This window comes from Pseudoalteromonas sp. MSK9-3, from assembly GCF_003590335.1.
GTDB lineage: Bacteria > Pseudomonadota > Gammaproteobacteria > Enterobacterales > Alteromonadaceae > Pseudoalteromonas.
Genome location: NZ_MIET01000033.1, coordinates 1 through 19776 on the forward strand (window position 1 = coordinate 1; position 19776 = coordinate 19776).

Annotated in this window: 18 protein-coding genes and 2 rRNA genes; 11 read left to right on the forward strand and 9 right to left on the reverse strand. The window is 41.2% G+C overall.

Features of this window, described 5'->3' with window-relative positions; genetic code table 11:
* Positions 1-117, forward strand: a 23S ribosomal RNA gene (locus BGP78_RS15215); the annotation flags it as partial.
* 138 nt (positions 118-255) lie between these two features.
* Positions 256-370, forward strand: a 5S ribosomal RNA gene (gene rrf, locus BGP78_RS15220).
* A 480-nt stretch (positions 371-850) separates the two neighbouring features.
* Here the strand turns inward: rrf and BGP78_RS15225 are convergent.
* Complete coding sequence (locus BGP78_RS15225) at positions 851-1498, reverse strand: DUF2959 domain-containing protein (RefSeq protein ID WP_119862175.1); 648 nt, start codon at positions 1496-1498, stop codon at positions 851-853.
* An 86-nt stretch (positions 1499-1584) separates the two neighbouring features.
* Between BGP78_RS15225 and BGP78_RS15230 the strand changes: the two genes are divergently transcribed.
* From BGP78_RS15230 to dtd, 3 genes are all read left to right on the forward strand, one after another.
* Positions 1585-2460 carry a virulence factor BrkB family protein gene (locus tag BGP78_RS15230; RefSeq protein WP_119862176.1) on the forward strand — a complete coding sequence of 292 codons (876 nt, stop codon included), beginning with the start codon at positions 1585-1587 and terminating at the stop codon, positions 2458-2460.
* A gap of 30 nt (positions 2461-2490) precedes the next feature.
* Positions 2491-3432 carry an alpha/beta fold hydrolase gene (locus tag BGP78_RS15235; protein WP_119862177.1) on the forward strand — a complete coding sequence of 314 codons (942 nt, stop codon included), beginning with the start codon at positions 2491-2493 and terminating at the stop codon, positions 3430-3432.
* Between the two features lie 75 nt (positions 3433-3507).
* Positions 3508-3945 carry a D-aminoacyl-tRNA deacylase gene (gene dtd / locus BGP78_RS15240; RefSeq protein ID WP_119862206.1) on the forward strand — a complete coding sequence of 146 codons (438 nt, stop codon included), beginning with the start codon at positions 3508-3510 and terminating at the stop codon, positions 3943-3945.
* Here the strand turns inward: dtd and BGP78_RS15245 are convergent.
* A complete protein-coding gene (locus BGP78_RS15245) occupies positions 3942-4631 on the reverse strand; it encodes a spermidine synthase (protein ID WP_119862178.1) in 690 nt (229 codons plus the stop codon). The two genes, dtd and BGP78_RS15245, sit on opposite strands and share 4 nt — an antisense overlap.
* Before the next feature lie 162 nt (positions 4632-4793).
* Between BGP78_RS15245 and BGP78_RS15250 the strand changes: the two genes are divergently transcribed.
* Positions 4794-5687: a bifunctional GNAT family N-acetyltransferase/hotdog fold thioesterase gene (locus BGP78_RS15250; protein ID WP_119862179.1), complete on the forward strand. Its 894-nt coding sequence runs from the start codon at positions 4794-4796 to the stop codon at positions 5685-5687.
* Positions 5688-5746: 59 nt separating this feature from the next.
* Here BGP78_RS15250 and BGP78_RS15255 read toward each other — a convergent pair whose 3' ends face one another.
* From BGP78_RS15255 to BGP78_RS15265, 3 genes are all read right to left on the reverse strand, one after another.
* The gene (locus BGP78_RS15255) at positions 5747-6400 is read right to left on the reverse strand and encodes an XRE family transcriptional regulator (protein ID WP_119862180.1); all 654 of its coding nucleotides are present in this window, start codon (positions 6398-6400) and stop codon (positions 5747-5749) included.
* Positions 6401-6635: 235 nt separating this feature from the next.
* Positions 6636-7946: a trypsin-like serine protease gene (locus tag BGP78_RS15260; RefSeq protein ID WP_119862181.1), complete on the reverse strand. Its 1311-nt coding sequence runs from the start codon at positions 7944-7946 to the stop codon at positions 6636-6638.
* Between the two features lie 337 nt (positions 7947-8283).
* Positions 8284-9090, reverse strand: coding sequence for a helix-turn-helix domain-containing protein (locus BGP78_RS15265; protein WP_119862182.1), 807 nt, complete (start codon positions 9088-9090; stop codon positions 8284-8286).
* A gap of 114 nt (positions 9091-9204) precedes the next feature.
* Here BGP78_RS15265 and BGP78_RS15270 point away from each other — a divergent pair, with 114 nt between their 5' ends.
* Positions 9205-10371 (forward strand): MFS transporter, encoded by a 1167-nt coding sequence (locus BGP78_RS15270; protein WP_119862207.1) that lies wholly within the window; start codon positions 9205-9207, stop codon positions 10369-10371.
* A 32-nt stretch (positions 10372-10403) separates the two neighbouring features.
* Here BGP78_RS15270 and BGP78_RS15275 read toward each other — a convergent pair whose 3' ends face one another.
* Positions 10404-11288: a LysR family transcriptional regulator gene (locus BGP78_RS15275; protein ID WP_119862183.1), complete on the reverse strand. Its 885-nt coding sequence runs from the start codon at positions 11286-11288 to the stop codon at positions 10404-10406.
* Between the two features lie 102 nt (positions 11289-11390).
* Between BGP78_RS15275 and BGP78_RS15280 the strand changes: the two genes are divergently transcribed.
* Positions 11391-12593: an MFS transporter gene (locus BGP78_RS15280; protein ID WP_119862184.1), complete on the forward strand. Its 1203-nt coding sequence runs from the start codon at positions 11391-11393 to the stop codon at positions 12591-12593.
* Entirely contained in the window at positions 12590-13111 is a 522-nt protein-coding gene (locus tag BGP78_RS15285; RefSeq protein ID WP_119862185.1) for a GNAT family N-acetyltransferase, read from the forward strand. Before BGP78_RS15280 ends, BGP78_RS15285 begins: the two co-directional genes overlap by 4 nt.
* Positions 13112-13301: 190 nt before the next feature.
* Here the strand turns inward: BGP78_RS15285 and BGP78_RS15290 are convergent, their stop codons facing one another.
* Positions 13302-13985, reverse strand: coding sequence for a LiaF domain-containing protein (locus tag BGP78_RS15290; RefSeq protein WP_119862186.1), 684 nt, complete (start codon positions 13983-13985; stop codon positions 13302-13304).
* 178 nt (positions 13986-14163) lie between these two features.
* Positions 14164-15102 carry an alpha/beta fold hydrolase gene (locus tag BGP78_RS15295; RefSeq protein WP_119862187.1) on the reverse strand — a complete coding sequence of 313 codons (939 nt, stop codon included), beginning with the start codon at positions 15100-15102 and terminating at the stop codon, positions 14164-14166.
* A gap of 630 nt (positions 15103-15732) precedes the next feature.
* Between BGP78_RS15295 and BGP78_RS15300 the strand changes: the two genes are divergently transcribed.
* Positions 15733-16902, forward strand: a complete 1170-nt coding sequence (locus BGP78_RS15300) for a hypothetical protein (protein ID WP_119862188.1) — start codon at positions 15733-15735, stop codon at positions 16900-16902.
* 278 nt (positions 16903-17180) lie between these two features.
* Positions 17181-17612: a hypothetical protein gene (locus BGP78_RS15305; protein WP_119862189.1), complete on the forward strand. Its 432-nt coding sequence runs from the start codon at positions 17181-17183 to the stop codon at positions 17610-17612.
* An 81-nt stretch (positions 17613-17693) separates the two neighbouring features.
* On the opposite strand, the gene BGP78_RS15310 is transcribed toward BGP78_RS15305, so the two are convergent.
* Positions 17694-19736, reverse strand: coding sequence for a glycoside hydrolase family 97 protein (locus tag BGP78_RS15310; RefSeq protein ID WP_119862190.1), 2043 nt, complete (start codon positions 19734-19736; stop codon positions 17694-17696).
* Positions 19737-19776: the final 40 nt, after the last annotated feature.

Here is a 19776-nt window from a genome sequence, read left to right on the forward strand (position 1 = left end):
ACTAGAGCTATAAGCTCTCTGAAGGGCCGTTGGAGACTACAACGTTGATAGGCTGGGTGTGGAAGCATGGTGACATGTTAAGCTAACCAGTACTAATTACCCGTGAGGCTTAACCATACAACGCCAAAGTGGTTTAAGCGACAGAAGTTAGTGTTACTAAAGTAGCGTTTTACAGAATTAGTTATAGATTGATTAATATTTATCAGAATTCCAGATTTAGTTGGCTTGCGATTGCGAGTTAACACACCAGATTTGCTTGGTGACAATAGCGTTTTGGACCCACCTGACCCCATGCCGAACTCAGAAGTGAAACGAAACAGCGTCGATGATAGTGTGGCAGTTGCCATGTGAAAGTAGAACATTGCCAGGCATTAAATTAGAGAAACCCGTTGCAGAGATGCGACGGGTTTTTTGCATTTGGGGTTTAGGGAAAGGGACTTGGGATGAAAGGGTAGTGAAAAGCCATGGACCCTGAAATGAATTCAGGGAGACGGAGTTTTATCTTTAGACGCGGCTTTTTTATTACGCGGGCCCTTTCGTCTTCCTGACACAGGTCAGGATCCAGAGAAGTGAATTCACCTCACACTTTGTCTTCCTGACGAAGGTCAGGATCCATTATTGATATACTTATATTGAATATCAAAATTATCTTTATACCAATCACATTAATTTGAACTACGTTGAGGTTTTTCTTAAATTGGCTGCGTATTTTCCTGATCTACTAATGCTGGTCATTAAAGTAATTGATTTGATAGCATTCAAAAGCAGGCGTGTAGAAATAGGATCAGAGTAAATAGGTAGGAGAAAGATGAGGTACGTAGTACCTCACTAAACATTTCAATAGTTTCAGCTAAGTATTTGAAGCATTCATTTGTTCAATGAACTTATTAGAATCTGCAATTGAACGATTCATATCATCAATTAAAGACTGAATATCACTTTTTAAACTCTTAAACTCTCCCCGTATGGCTGCTATCGCTTGCGCATTTAAATTATGCTTTAAGTACAACACATTATCTTTTAAAGATGAAAGTACAGGTTGCATTTTATCTTCACTACTACGCATAGAACGGAGTAATTTATTAAATTGGCGCTGTGTTTGTTTTAGTTTTTTCTCGCTCTCTCTTTTGAGGGCGGCACTAGAATATTGGGTTAGTTCGTCTTCCCATTCACTAAAAAGCGCTTCGGCAACGTCTTCTACTTTGTTTATATTGCCACTGACATCATTGGCTGCTGATAAACTTGACTCATAGTCATCATTAAGTTGTTCATAGGCAGATTGTAACTCCCCCCCATCAAAATTAATCAGTGTGGTCAGTCGCTCGAGCGCAGATTGAAATTCTTCTTGCGATTCTTGTTGAGACTCTTTGGTCGCCTCGACTCGATCTACTAAAATTTCACGTTTATGAACCCCGACTTTTTCCATTGCCGAATAGTATGCAGTTTGGCAGCCAGCCAATGAAATACACAAGGCAGCTGCGAGTGTAAAGCGTTTCATATTCACCCTATTTTCTTAGTATGTTGCTGTAAATTATGTAGCTGATTGTTATGATGTGCAAAGTGTTTTTGAGAATTAAGTACATTATGAATAAAAATGTTGAACAAAGTATAGTTCAAATTAAAGCATGGGGGTTAAGGCAGCCTGAATGGTGGCTTTCTTATTTGAAGCGTTGTCAAGAAGACCAAATTACTGTTAATGCAGGCTATTTAGCCTATGTCACCTTGCTGTCTTTGGTACCTCTTATTGCGGTAGGTGTGGCTATTTTTTCGGCTTTTCCTGGATTTGAGCAGACGCGATTGGCGATTGAAAATTTTATTTTTACAAATTTTGTGCCAACCTCAACAGATTCTATTAAAGCGCATATTAGTGCGTTTACTGGTAATGCTAACCAAATGACAGCCGTTGGTATTGGCTTTTTAGCAGCAATTGCGTTGCTACTGATCAGGAATGTGGATAGTGCGTTAAATCGGATTTGGCGAGTAGAAGAGAAACGACCAATGATGATTTCATTTGCGATATACTGGATGGTCTTAACGCTAGGTCCAGTATTATTAGGGGCGAGTATTGGGGTAACCTCCTACATTGTTTCTTTAGTTTCTTTTGCAGATCAGGGGATACCTGGTTTTAGTGGTTTCTTATTAAAACTTTTACCGTATGTAATTTCTATGGCCGGCTTTATTATGCTCTATACTTTAGTGCCTAATACCCGTGTGTCTTTTCGAGCTGCCATACCCGGGGCATTATTTGCTGCGCTATTATTTGAATTAACCAAAAAAGGATTTGCGATGTACATAAGTCACTTTCCTTCGTATGAAGTGATTTATGGCGCTGTTGCAACTGTGCCTATTTTATTTGTTTGGGTTTATTTGTCGTGGATTGTCGTATTACTTGGTGCGGAATTTACGGTGTGTTTGGGGGAACGCCAAACACGCTCTCTTCTGGAGAGTAAGCAGTCTTAAAAGGCACCTTTAACAAAAAAGGTGTGTAATATGACTCAACGCTATGCCGTGAGTGAACCAGTACGAAGCTTTCATTTACCTGTAGGTGAAGGTCATCAGATCCATGTTGAAGAATATGGCGATGTGCATGGGCAGCCTGTCATAGTATGCCATGGTGGCCCAGGTTCTGGTCTATGTCGTGAAAGTGCTGGATACTTTAATCCTAAACGATATCGTATTATCTTGTTTAGCCAACGAGGCTGTGGCGCCTCGACTCCTTTAGAGCTTACGCATAACTCTCCGAGCTATTTAGTCGATGATATCTCGCGTTTAATAGAGCATTTGGCGATTGGTCAATGCATTCTGGCTGGCGGCTCTTGGGGCGCAACCTTAGCTCTGTTATATACGTGCCACTTTGCACATAAAGTGAAGGGGTTGATTTTATGGGCGAGCTTTTTAGGCACAGATCATGATCTTGAATGGTTGTATGGGCCGAACAGTGCTGGAGCGCAGTTTTACCCAGAGCAATATCAAATGTTTAAAAATGAAAAATCTGATCCCGAAAACATCTTAAAACACTATTTGCTCGCATTAACTGGTGAGGATGAGCTATCGCAGCATAAAGCAGCACAGCGCTGGCATGCTTGGGATAGACAGCTAACGCTTGGTGCACTAGCCGGCCGTTATCATTTAGAGGATAACGAGAGTGTGCTGCAACAAGCAAAGTTGATGTGCCACTATTTTAGTCCAGAGGTTATGTCTGAGCTTCGTCCATTACAATCGGTTGCTGAGCATCTAACAGAAATCCCCACTTGGTTTATTCATGGTCGGCATGATTTAGTTTGCCGATTTGCTCCTGTACAGCGGCTGGCACACCAAGCACACTCACAATTATTTGTACTGGATGGATTAGGCCACTGCAATGCTAATGATGTGTATGTTGAGGCTGTGCGAAGGGCTGCTGATTTACTCGCATGCAAATTATCTCATTAATACCGATAATGAATAGGCAGCGAAGGGGCTTTAATATACCATTTGTGTATGATTTTTTTACGAATAAAAAAGTGTATGAAAGGGTTAATTCAAAGAGTTAAACATGCCAGTGTGGTGGTAGAGGGGCAAACAGTTGGTGAGATCCAACAAGGAGTTTTAGTGCTATTAGGTGTAGAAAAGCACGATGATGAAACAACAGCAGACAAATTACTCCACAAAATTGCCAATTACCGAATATTCACGGATGAAGTGGGAAAAATGAACTTAAGTGTGCAAAATATTCAAGGTGAGTTACTGATCGTATCGCAATTTACATTGGCGGCAGATACTAAAAAGGGGATGAGGCCGAGCTTCTCATCTGCTGCAACGCCTGTACAAGCTGAAGCATTGTATAACTATTTTACTGAACGCGCTAAATTACTCGGAATTAAAGTCGCCAATGGTCAATTTGGTGCCGATATGCAGGTGACGTTGAATAACGATGGACCTGTGACGTTTATGCTAGAAAGTTAGCGGCTGACTACAATAATATGATTGGCATAGAGTGGCACTTGCTCTATGTGAGGCTTTTTACCAAAATTGGTAATAAGTAAATGTGTGACTTGCTTTAGCTGTGATTCATGTTCGGCTAAAAAATTAATAAACAGCTTTCCACCAGGGCGCAGGCAAGCTCTGAGTTGTTGATAGAACTGATGTTGAAATAAAAATAACGGGGCATCAAACTCACTGAATAAATCGAGAATGATCCAATCGTATTGATTATTATTGGTCAGTACATCATCAACATCCATACAGGCTACAGCGCAGGTATGGTCACCGCTAAAGTAGCGTTTATAACAGCGAATAATATCAGGGTTGTTATCAACCGACAGCACATCACACTCTGGATAAGTTGTATGTAGATAATCTCTGATTGCACCAGCGCCAAGGCCGAGTTCGAGGACCTTATTGGGTGGTGTGTATAAATGCCAAAGTCGGGCGAGTTGCTGTAAATGTGGGAACAGTAGATTCTCTGGGTGGTTTCTTTCCACAACAGATTGTAAGGTGTCGTTGATCAGTAACCAGCGTAAGGTTTTGTCTTGCCTTATTTGTATGCTAACACTGCCATGCTTATGCCAATAAAGTAGATGACCCAATTCATGACTTTGTTTAACAAATTGGTTAGCGACTGTGCCCTCGGCAGTCATAAAATTCATCATAATTACATCAGCATAGTAGAGCGTTCCTACAATGCCACTTTGTTAAGTAATATTTACGCAAGAAAAGCGGGTAATACTTAAATGTTATATTCAGTAACGTGAATTTTTAGTAAGGTGAGGGTCATAAAAATCATCTTTAGATGGACAACAACAGGAATTTTTATGTTTCAAGTAACCGCACCACAAAGTAGCGAAGATTGGCAAGATTATTATCAGTTGCGTTGGCAAGTGCTTCGAGCCCCTTGGGAGCAACCTCGAGGATCTGAACAGGACGATTTAGAACAAGAATCGGAACATCGCTTTATTAAAAATAATGAAGGTGACGTGCTTGCAGTTGCACGGTTACATTTTAATACGCAACAACAAGCTCAAGTACGCTATATGGCGGTTTCTGAGCAGCACAGAGGGAAGCGTTTAGGTGGTCGGTTACTTCATGAATTAGAAAAGTTAGCATGGAATCAGAATGCCGATGAGTTGGTCTTGTATGCTCGTGAGCGCGCATTGGCATTTTATGAAGGCCATGGTTATAAAGTGGTTGAAAAAGCACATTTGGCATTTGGTGATATTCAACATTGGAAAATGGTCAAACAAAATCCGTCAGAGCCAGGTTGGTTTCGTCACCCTGATTGGACACAAGTGTTACAAGACACTTGGCGGGAGTCTATTCCGATCAGTGATGCGATGGGTATTAAAGTAGAAAGTTATACTGATTGGCAGTTTTCAACGCGTGCCGATCTTAAAGCAAACTTGAATTTACATAACTCCATGTTTGCGGGGTCCGTATATAGTATGGCAACGTTGACTGGCTGGGGTGCAACCTACTTGGCTTTAAAAGAGTTAAACCTCGAGGGTAACATCGTACTAGCTGATGCCAATATAAAATATTTAAAACCACTAACAACTGCGCCAAGAGCTACAGTGTGTATCAGTGAATGCACGGGTAAATTAATAGAATTAGAAACACACGGCAAAGCGAAATACATTGTACCGGTCACAGTTTATGATGAAGATGTGGTGGTTGCGCAATTCGAAGGTATATTTGTCGTTAAACGCTAATAACAATAGCGTGTGGACACGAGTTAAAGCCATGGTATAAAGGCTTTAACTCTTGCTTATTATATATTCCGGCCACACCATACAATTCTGCCAGCAACCGCATGATGTTCAGCATTTTCATGGTTTATTTGCCAACTAGGGTAGTCAGTGTTGTCACTGATCACATCAATTAAATCAGTTTTTTTCTTTAATCGTTTCGCCATCAACCCCTCATTGGTTTGTATGATGTATACACCTTCATGAGCGGGGTGTTGTTGGCTTAAGTCAACGAGGACCATATCATCATGATGCAATGTGGGTAGCATACTGTCACCACGAATTGAAACAAACGCTAATCGCTCTCCATGCACGCCTAATTGTGAGCTTAACCAGCGTTTGTTCAGTGCAAATTGCTCGGTGACATCTTCTGCGCCATTGATGCTACCAAAACCGGCACTCGCCTCGACATCCAGTTTGGGGACTAGTAATAATTGTTCATCGGAATTATGGTAAGGTTTATCGATGGGTTGTTCGCCAGTGAGTAGCCAATTTAAATCAATTTTAAATAGCCCGTACAGGTGTTCTAAGTACATCATGGAAGGGCGACTTAACCCCCTACAAATACGATAAATATGAGAGGGAGACTTACCGGTAAGTTCGGCAAACTGTCGCTTGTTCCCCCCTGAAAATTGCTCTACTAATTCGCAAAAACGTCGAGAAAAGGCGGTGTTCATATATTCACTTATATTTAATTACTTCGGTATTGAAGTGACTGATTAATGGCCGCTATATTATCTAATCTCTTTAAATAGATACAGGTAAAAGTGCGTTAAGGGAGAGCGGGAACATCTTGTGCGATAAACTGGCTTATCGGCTGATAAAATGTAGGGTATTCGCCGTTATTCCTTAGCGAAAAGGCTCAACGAAATCGTTGAGCCAGTGTATTGTGAAATAAAGAGTGTGGTTTATTTATTGCTTACAGCTACTGTCCACGCCAATTTCTTGCCATACACCCCATTTTCCTGAGTCTGCTGGAATGTCACCTTGTGTCCACCATAGGGCTTCGTATACTTTACCGTAGTAAGTTACTTGATCTGGCTTATCGTATACTGAGCTTGCGTTCCAAGTCCCCTTACAGCTACTGTTAGAGCTTGTTGCTAAGGCCGTAATTTTTGCAGAGTAAGTTGTTTGGCTTCCATCAAGCTTAAATTTAAGGGCAACATTGGCAGTACCTGGTGCGGTTGCCGTAAATTCAACATTTACCTGACAGCTTTGATTTGCTTGTAATGTGCTGGCACTACAGCTGTCGGTAGATTTAACCGGGGTAGATGCAACACCACTGTTTTCTAGTGCAACGCTGGCAAAAGTAAATGCGCTAGTACCAGTATTTTTAATGGTATATGTATGAGCTACTTGCTCACCTAGCTTAAAGTTAGGCAAAGTTTGTGATTGTGTGTAAGAAACAGAGATAGGCTGTGCACCGCCTTTAACGCTATCAATCCAACTCCCCAATGCTGCTACATCGGCATAGACGCCATACTTTGCAGGGCGAGCACACCCTACGCCCCAGCTTACGATACCTAGCTGAACGGTTTGACCGCCAGAATTAACAACGATAGGGCCGCCACTGTCACCACTACATGAATCTTTTTGACCCTGTGCAAACCCCGCACAGAATGCCACATCACCAACATTGGCATAACTGCCGCCAGACTGATTACAGACTTGGTCAGACACAAGTGGCACGCTGACTTCTTGTAGGTTAGATGGGCGGCTGCCGCCTTCACTTAAACGGCCTAATCCAGCAACGGTAATGAAGTCGCCATTACGTACATATTGATTGATGTTACTTTGTGCAAGTGCAACCTGACGACCTAATGTTGGCGTGCGCTCTAGCTTTAGAAGCGCGACGTCATGATTTAGCGTGTTTGAGTTGTACTGTGGGTGGACAAACTTCTCAGCTACTTGAATACGGTCACCGTCATTACCGCCAAGTACAAACCCAGCGACTTTAACGTGTAAAAAGCGTGTCGCTTTATTCTTAACACAATGCGCGGCTGTTAATACATAGCCATCACCAATGTAGCTACCACCACAAAATGCGGTTGAACCATTTGAATTGAGTATCTGGGTGTAAAATTGCCATTGGCTGGTATCAGCAGGTTGGCCACCGACGATGTTTGGCGTAATTTCGGTTGCACCTGAGGTTGCGCTCAATAATAAAGCACTACTGGCGATGATTGGAGACACCTTTTTAAATAATGAATTTCGCTTGTTCATTGTAATTTTTCCATGTTGTGTGTTGTATCAGCCAACGAGAATATGGGGACTGACATACAAATGCAAACAAAATGTAAATGAATTGTTTTCAGTTTTTTGGTGCGATGTAATAGGTGTGAAGGGGGTTTATTATTTAACAAGTTTCTATTTCTAGTATTTATAATTTATAATTTTTTCTATATAAGTTTATTTTTTTCCTTTCACTTTGAATATTAAAGATATAACAAAATAATTAAGCTATGAAAAAAAGTCATGATGTTGTGAAAGGTGTATCCAAAAAATATGAAACATATTGAGTCGAACACTAACTCGATAGGTAAAGGGTACACACGACAAATCATCGTTTTAAATATTGCCCAGGTGTGCAGTTAAATGCTTTTTTAAATGCCGTGTTAAACGCAGAGCTTGATTCAAAGCCGAGTTGTTCAGCAATTGTTTGCTGAGTATGACCTGCCTCGAGCATTTCAACTGCGCGCAATGCTCTGAGCTTTTGCTTCCATTGGCTAAAGTTCATCGAAAAGCTTTTATTAAACAGCCTATTTAGTGTGCGGCTTGAGGCGCCAACTTGTTCACTCCATTGCTCTAATGTGTTGGGGTTACCTGGGTTTGCGTGTAGTTCACTAATGATAGGTATGAGGCGTTTGTCTTGAGCCGTGGGGAGAAAGAATGCACTGGTTTGTGCCATTTTAAGCCTGTCTATGAATACTTGTACAAAGCGCAGAGTGCTGTCGTCTAAAGCATAATCAGTTGGCCACCGACACACTTCTAAAATCATCGCTTTTAATAGATCATCAATATGCAGTATTTTTGCGTCGACACCTAAAACATCAACATACTTCTTTTCAATATAGACGCTTCGAAAATGCCCGCCGTAGCGACAGAATGTCTCATGGGGCAAATTGGGTGGGATCCACAGTGCTTGGTCGGGTGGAATGACAAAACGACCGACAGGGGTCCCAACCGTCAATACGCCATTGCTTGTATAGGCTAATTGACCCCAAGTATGTTGGTGAGTCTGAACGTGTTGCCAAGGCGGCATAGTTGTTGGTCGTGGATAAACGGGTTTATCTATCTTTGTAAGTTTTATGCGAGCTTTAACACTTTGCCACTGGCTTCGTGTCTGATCTGATAAATCATCTGTCATTTTAGGTAATTTTGGTCATTTCTTTTTGAGCATACAATAACCAGGTTCTTTAAACAATCGATAGAATTGATCATAAACTTTGTTGTGCTTTGGAAGGGAAATATGAATAACAAAATGAGTTTGGTTACTATGCGTTCTCCATTTGGTTTTTTGGCCATAGCTACGTCAATTATGGCAATCACGTTTGCTGGATGGATGGCTTTACTGAATAACTTTGCGATTGAAGCTGCTCAATTTACTGGGGCAAATATGGGAATGCTGCAATCTTTGCGAGAGATCCCTGGTTTACTTGCTTTTACGGCTGTTTTTGTACTTTTAGTGCTTAAAGAGCAAACTTTTGCTTTGATCAGCTTGTGTTTATTGTCAATCGGGGTTGCTGTCACGGGCCTATTTCCCAGTATTTATGGGTTATATGCCACAACGGTGTTAATGTCGATTGGCTTTCATTACTTTGAAACTATTAATCAATCACTGAGTTTACAGTGGTTCAATAAAGATGAAGCCCCGCAACAGCTAGGGCGGCTGATGTCAATTAAGTCATTGGCCTCATTGTTGACTTATGCTGCTATTTGGTTATCTGTTACCTTTTTTGCGACAGATTATCAATGGTTATATTTATCAATTGGTGGGGTTGGGTTATTGCTCACGATATACCTTATTATTGCTTTTCCTACTTTTACCATGTCGTCGACCCAGCATAAAAAAATTATTTTACGTAAAAAATATAGTTTGTATTACATACTGCTATTTTTTTCTGGAGCACGTAGACAGATTTTTATGGTGTTCGCGGGTTTTTTGATGGTTGAAAAATTTGGTTTTGACGTGGCGCAGATCACCGCTTTATATATGGTTAATCATCTTATTAATATTTTTGTGGCCCCAAAGATTGGACAGATGATTAGTAAAATAGGTGAGCAGAAAACGCTTACTATTGAGTACGCTGGCCTTGTTTTGGTTTTTATTGGTTATGCAGTGGTTGACTCTGCTATGTTTGCGGCGGCGTTGTATTTAATCGATCATTTGTTTTTCGCGATGGCCATTGCGTTAAAAACATACTTTCAAAAAATTGCAGATCCTGAGGATATTGCGGCGACGGCCAGTGTGAGTTTTACCATTAATCATATTGCGGCTGTGGTTATTCCAGCAGCGTTCGGTGTTGTGTGGTTATACGACCAAGCCTTGGTTTTTTATTTTGGTGCAGGGCTTGCTGCGTGCTCTTTACTGCTCAGTCAGTTTGTTACACCACATTTAGATAAATTGTCATTACGTAGTTCATCATAACCAGATGAGCATCTTGCTTTTTTTGCTAACGGCTATAATGCCGTTAGCCCTTCTTTTATATGATCGATAAATAAACGGGTTTTGAGTGGCACAAAGGTGCTTTTAGGGTAGTAAGCCCAAAGCTGTTTGGTTGCGGAGTGCAAAGAAGGTAATAAAGGCACTAAGCTGCCTTCATCAAGTTGCTTGCTGATATAAGTAGGAGAGATAAAAATGAGTCCCATGCCTTGAATAGCCGCTTCTAAAATTGAGTCTAAATTGTCAGACACAAAGTTATAATTCTGAAATAAGAAGCGTGTTCCATCACTCAGCTCAATATGGCCTTTTTTTTGATAATAGTTACTGAGCAGCATTTTGTGTGCTTGCAGATCTTGGAGGTTTTTTATTAGGGGGTGTTTATCAATGTAATGTGGTGAGGCAAACAACTGCATTTGATAGTTTAATAGCCGTGTTCCTTTATGTGCTAATGAGTCAAATTCGTCATATTGTCGAGTGATCACTAAATCGTTTTGTAAATCTGGTAATGCCCCTGGATTAAGGACATTAAGCTGCACGTTCACTTGTGGATACAGGCTTAAGAACTGTCTAATGTGCGGAAGTAACACACGACTACCTACAGCAAGTGTTGCTGCAATCTTCAAGGTACCTGTAGGTACTTTGGTGCTCTCATGACTGTGATTTATCATTATCTCAAATTGACTGAGAAGTGCGTTTGCTTTGGGTAAAAAACTATGCCCTTCCTCTGTAAGATTTACTTGTCGAGTAGTACGTGTAAACAAGCTCAAACCCAATTGTTTTTCTAACCAGTCGATACGTTTACTCATTGCTGAAGCTGAGATCTCTAGGTGCTCAGCAGCTACGGTAAAGCTTTTATGCTCAACGAGTGCAGTAAAGCTGCGGGTTGCAGTTAGCCAATCCATATTAATTCCCATTAAGAAATAATGTTTTGCCAATTACAGTGTTTTTTGTCATCAAAGTAAAGAATATAGTGTTTAAGAATTAAACCACAGAGGCTAGGGGACATGTTGGGATTAGCAATTTTGCTGTTATCGTGCTCACAGCTGGCAAGCCAGATCTTTTTGCCTGCACTGCCTCAAATAGCAGAAAGTTTGGCGTTAAGCGCTACGCAAAGTCAGGCAATGATCACTGGATACTTTATGTTTCTGGGAATATCGCAGTTGGTTGTGGGGCCGCTACGGGATAAATTTGGTGACCGACCGGTATTCTTTATCGGTCAAAGTATTTTTATTTTAGGCACATTGTTGTGTGCTGTTTCCACCTCTGCGGCGCTATTTTCATTAGGCCGTATATTGCAAGGTGTGGGGGCTGCGTCACCATTATTGATAAGCCGGACATTACTAGTTGCTACATTAAGTGGAGCTCAGTTAAAAATGGCGATGGCTAAATTAGCTTTAGTATCAAGTTGTGTGGCTGTTTTTGCACCTCTGATTGGTGGCACGCTTAGCTCGTTGGTTAGTTGGCAGTTTTTAGCTTGGGTATTGGCTGCTTATTTTGGCTTCACAGCAATCGTTGGCTGGTGGATATTGCCAACAGATCCTCATGTACCAACGATTAGATCTGTTCGACCTAAGTATTTATTACAACAATATTGGCTAATGTTACAAGAAGGTCAGTTTCTTGCGATTGCAGCATTTAAATGGTTGCCCACTTTTCTCTACTTAACCACGCAATTGTATTTTCCGTTTTTATTACAACAGTATTTTCAACTCACTGAGCAGCAATTTGGCATGGTGATGATGTTGCCAATGAGTGGGTTGTTGATCGGCGCATTTATCAGTAAATGTTTGCATAAAACGATGAATGAACTTGCCTTGTTTGCGTTTTTTTGGCCTTTATTGATGGTAAGTGCCATGTGTTACAGCTTACTCCCATTTAGTCTATTCAATGCATTGCTCGGATATGGTTTTATGATGGTTGTTTTTGGGGGGTATTTTGCAGCTTATATGCAATTGCTTGGTGTGCACTATGCTGCACAAGCCGGCAGTGCGAATGCATTGGTGGGGGCTGTTGAGCTATTGGGGTTCACTTTATTGGCTGTGGGCTGCAATGCTTACTTAATACATTCGCTTGATGACCTTGCCTGGATAACGGTGTTAGCCGCTGCGTTATTATTATTCGCTTGGCTTAAGTTATTACCCCAGAGGATTTTCTTTAATGATGTTTTCCAGCATATAGCACGCAAAGTAGTAGGGAATAGAGAATGAAAATTTGTACATCCAGATTAACACTAAGACCGATGACTATGGCAGATCTTCAAGCGAGTTTTGCGCATCGTAGTTGCCCACAAACATCTCGTTATATTAGCGACCAGATCACTTTGGCACAGGCAAAGCAGCGTTTAGCTGAAAATTGTCAGCCTTGGTTAGGTGAAGAAAACCAGAGATTGGCGCTGGCCATTACACTTAATGGATCGAATGAGCTGATCGGGGAGATGATGTTTAAGTATATCAACAAGACAAGTTTAGTCGGAGAGATAGGATATCGACTAAAAAAAGAGGTGATAGGCAAAGGGTATGCATTTGAAGCCGTTAATGCTTTCATTGCACAGTTATTTTCACAGCTCGAGGTTATGAAAATAGTGGCGGTATGTGCTGTTGATAACACGCCCTCATGGCGGTTAATGGAAAAGCTGCAGATGCAAAGAGAGGGGGTATTTAAATCTCACTTTTTAATTGGGGGTGAGCGGTTAGATGCCTATAGTTATGGTATCTGTCGTCCTTAAGCATATTATTCTGCTTTGTACTGTATACATATCAGTAATGTGAGCTTTGAAATAAACTTGATCATTCTAATGGGGAAAATCAAGCCCTTATTGAGGTGTGTTACTCATACAGAATAACCGTATGAGTAATTTTCTTTATGATTTTAGCCACCCAGTCACAACGCCTTTCTTTGTACTGTATACAATGACATTAATGTGATTTGTTGCTATTACTTTGATCACTAAATAGATCTTTAAGATGATCAGCAAACTGTTTTAGCGACTGCTTCATAGATTGCTTCATCGTTACATCAACACTGCCCAAAATCACTCTGCCTTGAATATGTAAATGCGGCCGTTGCCCAGTGACAGTGACGTTTTCAAGTGAGCTCTTATCACTGTTAACAGATCCTAAAATATTTTTAGTGCTGGTGGTGACGTCTATATTATCAGGGACGATGAACTCATCACTGCCCAAAATACAATCGATATGTATCGTAACGTTAGGGTGTGTAAATACTGCATTTCTAAAGTCGAGTGTGACAGAGCCTGAATAATTTTTAATATAAATATCTTTAGGTACTACCCATGCCCCAGAACGGGTATCAGAACTCAAAATTGAGGTAATATTTAGCTGGGCATTATTTTGTGTTGAAGCCGTGAATTTAGGTTGTACGCAAGATAGTTTTTCTGCTTGATAGCGTGGATCTGTTTGCAGCGGAAGATCGGCTGTTAGTGCCGTAAGATCGGTTGGATCGTCGCATGCATATGCTTGATCTAGTCGGCGTTCAAAAGCATCTGCCGAGATCTCACCATGGCTATAATTTAGAATCAGTTGATCAATGACTTCTTCTTTTACTTTTTCTAGGGGTCTATCTGATATAGGGACTGACATATATTCTCCGTTATTGTCTGGTGAGCGAACCTACACATTTTCAAGCAATATTAAGACCATTTATTTTATTGTTTAATATCAATTGATTAGGTTTTTTGTTTTTATTTTACACACTATAATATAGTAATAATGACTAAATTATAGTTAAAAACGAGCTGACATATTTCTGTATGGCTTGTTACTTTGTGAGCTTTTTAATTTTTTTTTGGATGCGTATTTTTTCCGCGTTGCGTACATGTTTGCTGATCCAGTGCGCTATTTTTTCCATGAGCTTAGGCGGAAAATCATGGCCAAGCTCAGGGACTATTTTAAGCTTGGACTTTTGAATGAGTTTAGCGGTATTAATACCTTCAGAAATAGGAAAAAGTGGATCAGCAGCCCCATGGATGACCAAGGTGGGTGCTTTAATTTTTTTGATTAAGTGCGTTCTTTTTCCTGTGGCCGTGATCGCACAGAGTTGTCGTTTTATGCCACTGGGGTTGTGTGCTCTATCTATTTGTTCAGCTGCCTGCGCTTTTAATACTGATTCTTGAGGTTGAAAAAGTGGACTCCCTATTGTTTGATTGAGCTTGACGTTGTAATTAATTGCAGAATCACGTGTAACTGGCTTTTGGCTCAATGGAGCAAGTTTTACGATTGTTTTTAAAGTAGTTGCAGAAAAGCTTATTACATTGGGAGTCGACATGATAGAGGTGAGGCTTAAGACTTTCTTTTTGTATTTCGCCGCAATGATTTGCGCGATCATGCCTCCCATAGATGCTCCGACTAAGTGGGCTTGTGATATTTTTAGTTCTTGCATCAGGCTGATCACATCTTCTGCCATATCTTCAAGTGAATAAGGTGCAGGTTTCCCCAAAGAAAAGTGCTTGTTAAGCCAGATTGAAAATAAGCTGGGCGCATCGCGCTCATTAAGCTGACTAGATAACCCAACATCACGGTTATCAAATCGTATTACCCGAAAATTATTATTGACTAAAGCATCATAAAACACATCAGGCCACACTGTCATTTGCGCACCTAATCCCATAATCAAAATAATAGCGGGTGCACTTTTCTTCCCTTCGTCTTGGTAGTGAATATACAGGCCACTTTTTGTTTGGATCTGTTTTATTGCCACGTTGTATGTATGACTTTTTAATCGATTAAACGTGTGAGTGAGTATAGCTGGCTAGTATACATTTTGTGCGCCTCTTGAGTCTAAAAAAAGAACGTTGTTGATGACGTCAATTTTAATCTGTGGATCTAAGGCGGATCGCGTTTTTTTGCTAAATTTATAGACAGTGAGAGCCAGTCGCAGAGAAAGTATTCACTGGTAACATTTGCATGAATTACCAGCTTGGTTGTTAAGTTGCTCGTTATGTGATCTGGTTTTGTTGCTGGTTTGTTTGTTTAATGTTTTTATGTGTGTTTTGTGTTGTTGTATGTGTTTTATGTTTCCATGTTGGGTGTTGTTTTTCGTTTGCTAACAAGTTATTTCTTTAGGGTTTGTTGCTGATATTCTTATGTTTTTTGAGTTATATAAGCCAGTTATTGCGCAATGATCTATCTATGGCTGGTAAAGATCTTTAAATGTCGTATGTATTCCAGTCGCTTTACGTATGAAATGCGTACTATGCTTGCGCGCTTGACGTAACGTTGGTGTGCTTTGTCCAGCGATGGGGCGTAGCTTTTATAGGGAATAAAATGTAGGCTGTGCGAAAATGTGTTTCAAGGCCTTTTAAGGCGTAAAAAAGCAAGGAAAAAGCGAATGGGTCCCTCAGTTGTAAGGTCAATTTTTTGGGCGGGAATGATTGCATCAGTGGTGGGCTGCAACACTACTACTGAGCGCTACCAGCAAGAAATAACACAAATAAAAGAGGTCGTAAAAGAGTTCTATGTAAAAGGGCCACACTTGCCATGCTGGCTGCAAAACCCTGTTTCACAAGAAAGAACAGGGTTTATAGGCGTCACTCCTGTACTCGATCTGTATGGTCAACAAGCCATCAAAGCCAGCCGAAAAGTCGCATTAAATAAGCTGGCTCAGTATTACTCGCTTATACTCACAGAGCAGGATGTACGTAATATTACCAATCAAGACACCGCTGAAATTACACTCGACAGTGGTCGCACGGTGACATTCTTACCAGTGCACGTAACTGATTCTGTAATTTATAGTTATGTGTTTGATGGCGCTTTAGATGCTATCGCGCGACTATCACAGTCACCAATGGCGCAATGCGCAGAGCTGCAATGTGATTTTAGCCAATGTACACCGTCTTGGCTGTGTGATACGACACCAAATACAATCACGTCGGTCAGTTATTTAACGGTGGCACCTCATCAGCAATTAGCGCAAGCGCAAAAAAATGCTGGGGTCATTGCCAGTTTATTAGACACATCGCATGTAAATATCGTGGATACACAGACTGAGTTATACCAAAATTTAAGTGGTACAGAGCATCAGAGTATCAGTCGAACACGTTCAGGAAGCGTGACTGCAACAGAGTGGCAGTCTCCTTTATTACATACTCGTTCATGCTCGTATGGGCATACTCTAGTTGCCCAGTTTACGTTACCAAACAGCATGACTCGCCACGATATACCACTTCAACTTCACGAAAATTGGAAGACACAGCCGCAGTTTCAAGGTCGAACGATTGCATTAGGTAATTTTGGCGAAAGGGGCAAAATGACCCCGGACACATTGCTCAGTACAGCAATAGATTTGGCCATTAAAGATGCGCTAATTGAGTTAGCTAAGGTAAAAGGGGTTGAGGTGTTATCTGGGGTAGATATTCGCTATGATAATGGTCATTATTATTTATCCAATAGCTACTTTTCCGTGAATCAAATCGTCAGCGGTGAGCTGATTGATATTAAAGTGACTTATAAAAACGATCTACCTATGGTGTATGTATGGCTGCTGGAGGTAGTCTAGGCGTTCTGTTTGAAAGTCATATACCTTACCATACGCACTTTTTAAGTGTGTATGGTATTTCAGCGCATCTGCGATCATGTCACCACGCTAAGTATGTAGCGTGGTCGATCCTTTATCCATTGAAGTAAAAGTAACACTTTCATGACGTTGTAAGATAATAATGGAACGTCACCCCTCCCTTGTTTACATTTGATTACTTTTTATTCGTTATTTTTGTTGCCGTATTGTAATAATAGTGACATAAAGGTGTTTCTAACAAAGTAACAAGGATTGAAAATATGAAAAAATTAATAATTTCTACGGTTTTAGCAATGGGAACGTATGCGGGTGTTGCACAAGCGGCTCATGTTGAATGCTTGATAAGCGGCACTGCGACTAAGCAGTTCTGGACAGCCGACATGTGTAGTGCGCAAACAAATACACCAAGACCGGGCGTTTCGTTTCGTTTTGTGGCAGATAAGCCTGTGCAAGAAGTGACTTGGAGTCATCAAGCGACGAACTCTGGAAAGTGGCGCTGTAATACTTCAGCATACTGTAGTTTTAGTGAGAGTGGCCGCGGAGAGGTTGAGTTCTTTGCTGACGCAACTGCGTGTGTAACACGCGTACTTTATCAAGATGGCACATGGGAAAACAATAATCACTGTGCAACGGGTCTATATATTAAATCTGACAATCGCTTTCCTGCTGATGGTGGTGAACTAGAGCAATAAGTTCACACTGGCTTTAATACCTTGTCAGTTTAACTCTTTTCGTTAAACTGACAATTTTGATATTTTTTTATCCTCAAATGACTAAAGCGCTTTAAAGCGAATCGCGGTGCCGCCACTTGATGCGAGCTTCAAAGTCAGTGAATCAGTTGCTTTCACTCTTTTTTTACTAATGTGTATATCGTATGGATTGTTTTTCCACCCCGCTTTTTCGCCATCTTGATAGATATGGGCTTCATATTCTGTGTGCTCATCCAAAAAATTTAATTTAATCGTGGTTACTCGAGGGTGCTCATCGGTGATAGCACCGAGGTACCAATCTTTTCCTGAGTACTTCTCACGTTGTCGTTCTTGACGAGCAAATACGACGTAATCACCCACTTCTCCTGCTAATGCGATGCTTTGTTCCCAGTCTGTTGGCACATCTTGGATAAATTGAAAGGCATCTGGTTTGGCAAGGTAATTCTCAGGTAGATCAGCAGCCATTTGAATAGGACTGTATAAGACAACGTACAAAGCGAGTTGTTTGGCGAGCGTGGTTTGTGGACGGTTTGTTTTATCGCCCAAACCATTAAAGCTCATATCGAAGATGCCAGGGGTAAAATCCATTGGCCCAGCTAGCATACGTGTATAAGGTAGTAATGTGGTGTGCTCAGGAGGGTTAGGTGGTGTGCCCCATGCGTTAAATTCTTGTCCGCGTGCACCTTCGCGGGAAAGCCAGTTTGGGTAGGTGCGTCGAAGTCCTGTGTCTTTGATGGGTTCATGGGTGTTGATACTGAGTTTATATTTCGCTGCAAGTATCACATTATCTAAGTATTCGTTGACCATAAATTGCCCGTCATGCCATTCAAAGCGGGCATGACCTCGCTCATCAATGCGCTTGATGTTACCACCATCGGCGACATATCCTGTTTTGACTTGTGATACACCGGCTTGTTGATAAAGGGCAAAAGCGTCTTTCATTTGCGTGCGATAATTACTGACATTCCCTGATGTTTCATGATGACCAATGAGTTGTGCACCTACTTTTTTGCTGTGCTGACTAATCGCGTCTATATCAAAATCAGGGTAACTCTCGACAAAATTAAAAACATCGCCATTGAAAAACCAGTCTCCATCCCACCCTGTATTCCATCCTTCAACGAGCACCCCATCAAAGCCATATTGTGCAGCAAAGTTAAGATATTCTTTGGTGTTTTTAGTGGTAGCACCATGTTTTTCACCACTGCTCCAAGTGTGTGTTCCGATGTGCATACCCCACCATATTCCTAAATATTTTCCCGGTTTTACCCACGATACGTCACCCAGCTTATTGGGCTCGTTTAAATTCAAAATTAAGTGTGAATTGAGTAAATCGGTGGCATTTTCACCAATCTGAATCGTACGCCAAGGGGTGTTAAAGCTGCCGTTTGTTTTGACTGCGATGCCATCTGACCATGGGGTTAAATCAGCAATAAATGTGCCTGGTCGGCGTTGATTTAGCGTCATTGCTGCATAATCAACGAGTGCTGCTTCGTGAATACTGATGTGTACACCCGCTGCATTTTTTAAAGTGAAAGGGGTATGAACATGTGCTGCATCATGCAGCGCAGTGGTGTTGTAGGTATATTCGTATCGATTCCAACCTCGCGCGGGGATCCACCACGCGGTGCTTTTGTCACTATTAGCAAAGACAAACTCTGTAAGCTCTCGAGTAATATTAAGGGCATGAGGCTTATTGAGTTCATATCTAAACCCAAGGCCATCATTAAATACTTTGACACGTAATTTATAAGCCGTGGCTTCAGTGCCTTTGTCGATGAATGAGAGGGTTAACTCGTTATGGTGGTCCGTGATCAACCGCGTTTCACCCCAAGGTTGCTGCCACTGATTATGTTGAGTGGCAGTGTGTGCTTTGGAAGAAGTGAGGTTATTACGCATGGAAGGATGGCGTTGAAAATCAAACCCCAACTTTGAGTTATCAATGATGAGCTGATCTTTAAATCGGACTTGATACGTTGGTTGTCCGTTGTCATCACTGACAGTGACTGTAATTGCTTTATTCGGTGAACTGACCGAGTGACTGGCAGTAAATGCGAGTGATGAAAACAAGGTGATACCCACTGACATTAGGGTGCGTAAGTACATAACAGCCTCTTTAATAATCATTTTACGAGAAAGGTTAAGC

Bases quoted from the DNA above. Each gene is read 5' to 3' on its own strand.
- BGP78_RS15225 (WP_119862175.1), bottom strand. From the start codon at position 1,498: ATGAAACGCTTTACACTCGCAGCTGCCTTGTGTATTTCATTGGCTGGC.
- BGP78_RS15230 (WP_119862176.1), top strand. From the start codon at position 1,585: ATGAATAAAAATGTTGAACAAAGTATAGTTCAAATTAAAGCATGGGGG.
- BGP78_RS15235 (WP_119862177.1), top strand. From the start codon at position 2,491: ATGACTCAACGCTATGCCGTGAGTGAACCAGTACGAAGCTTTCATTTA.
- dtd (WP_119862206.1), top strand. From the start codon at position 3,508: ATGAAAGGGTTAATTCAAAGAGTTAAACATGCCAGTGTGGTGGTAGAG.
- BGP78_RS15245 (WP_119862178.1), bottom strand. From the start codon at position 4,631: ATGATGAATTTTATGACTGCCGAGGGCACAGTCGCTAACCAATTTGTT.
- BGP78_RS15250 (WP_119862179.1), top strand. From the start codon at position 4,794: ATGTTTCAAGTAACCGCACCACAAAGTAGCGAAGATTGGCAAGATTAT.
- BGP78_RS15255 (WP_119862180.1), bottom strand. From the start codon at position 6,400: ATGAACACCGCCTTTTCTCGACGTTTTTGCGAATTAGTAGAGCAATTT.
- BGP78_RS15260 (WP_119862181.1), bottom strand. From the start codon at position 7,946: ATGAACAAGCGAAATTCATTATTTAAAAAGGTGTCTCCAATCATCGCC.
- BGP78_RS15265 (WP_119862182.1), bottom strand. From the start codon at position 9,090: ATGACAGATGATTTATCAGATCAGACACGAAGCCAGTGGCAAAGTGTT.
- BGP78_RS15270 (WP_119862207.1), top strand. From the start codon at position 9,205: ATGAGTTTGGTTACTATGCGTTCTCCATTTGGTTTTTTGGCCATAGCT.
- BGP78_RS15275 (WP_119862183.1), bottom strand. From the start codon at position 11,288: ATGGATTGGCTAACTGCAACCCGCAGCTTTACTGCACTCGTTGAGCAT.
- BGP78_RS15280 (WP_119862184.1), top strand. From the start codon at position 11,391: ATGTTGGGATTAGCAATTTTGCTGTTATCGTGCTCACAGCTGGCAAGC.
- BGP78_RS15285 (WP_119862185.1), top strand. From the start codon at position 12,590: ATGAAAATTTGTACATCCAGATTAACACTAAGACCGATGACTATGGCA.
- BGP78_RS15290 (WP_119862186.1), bottom strand. From the start codon at position 13,985: ATGTCAGTCCCTATATCAGATAGACCCCTAGAAAAAGTAAAAGAAGAA.
- BGP78_RS15300 (WP_119862188.1), top strand. From the start codon at position 15,733: ATGGGTCCCTCAGTTGTAAGGTCAATTTTTTGGGCGGGAATGATTGCA.
- BGP78_RS15305 (WP_119862189.1), top strand. From the start codon at position 17,181: ATGAAAAAATTAATAATTTCTACGGTTTTAGCAATGGGAACGTATGCG.
- BGP78_RS15310 (WP_119862190.1), bottom strand. From the start codon at position 19,736: ATGTACTTACGCACCCTAATGTCAGTGGGTATCACCTTGTTTTCATCA.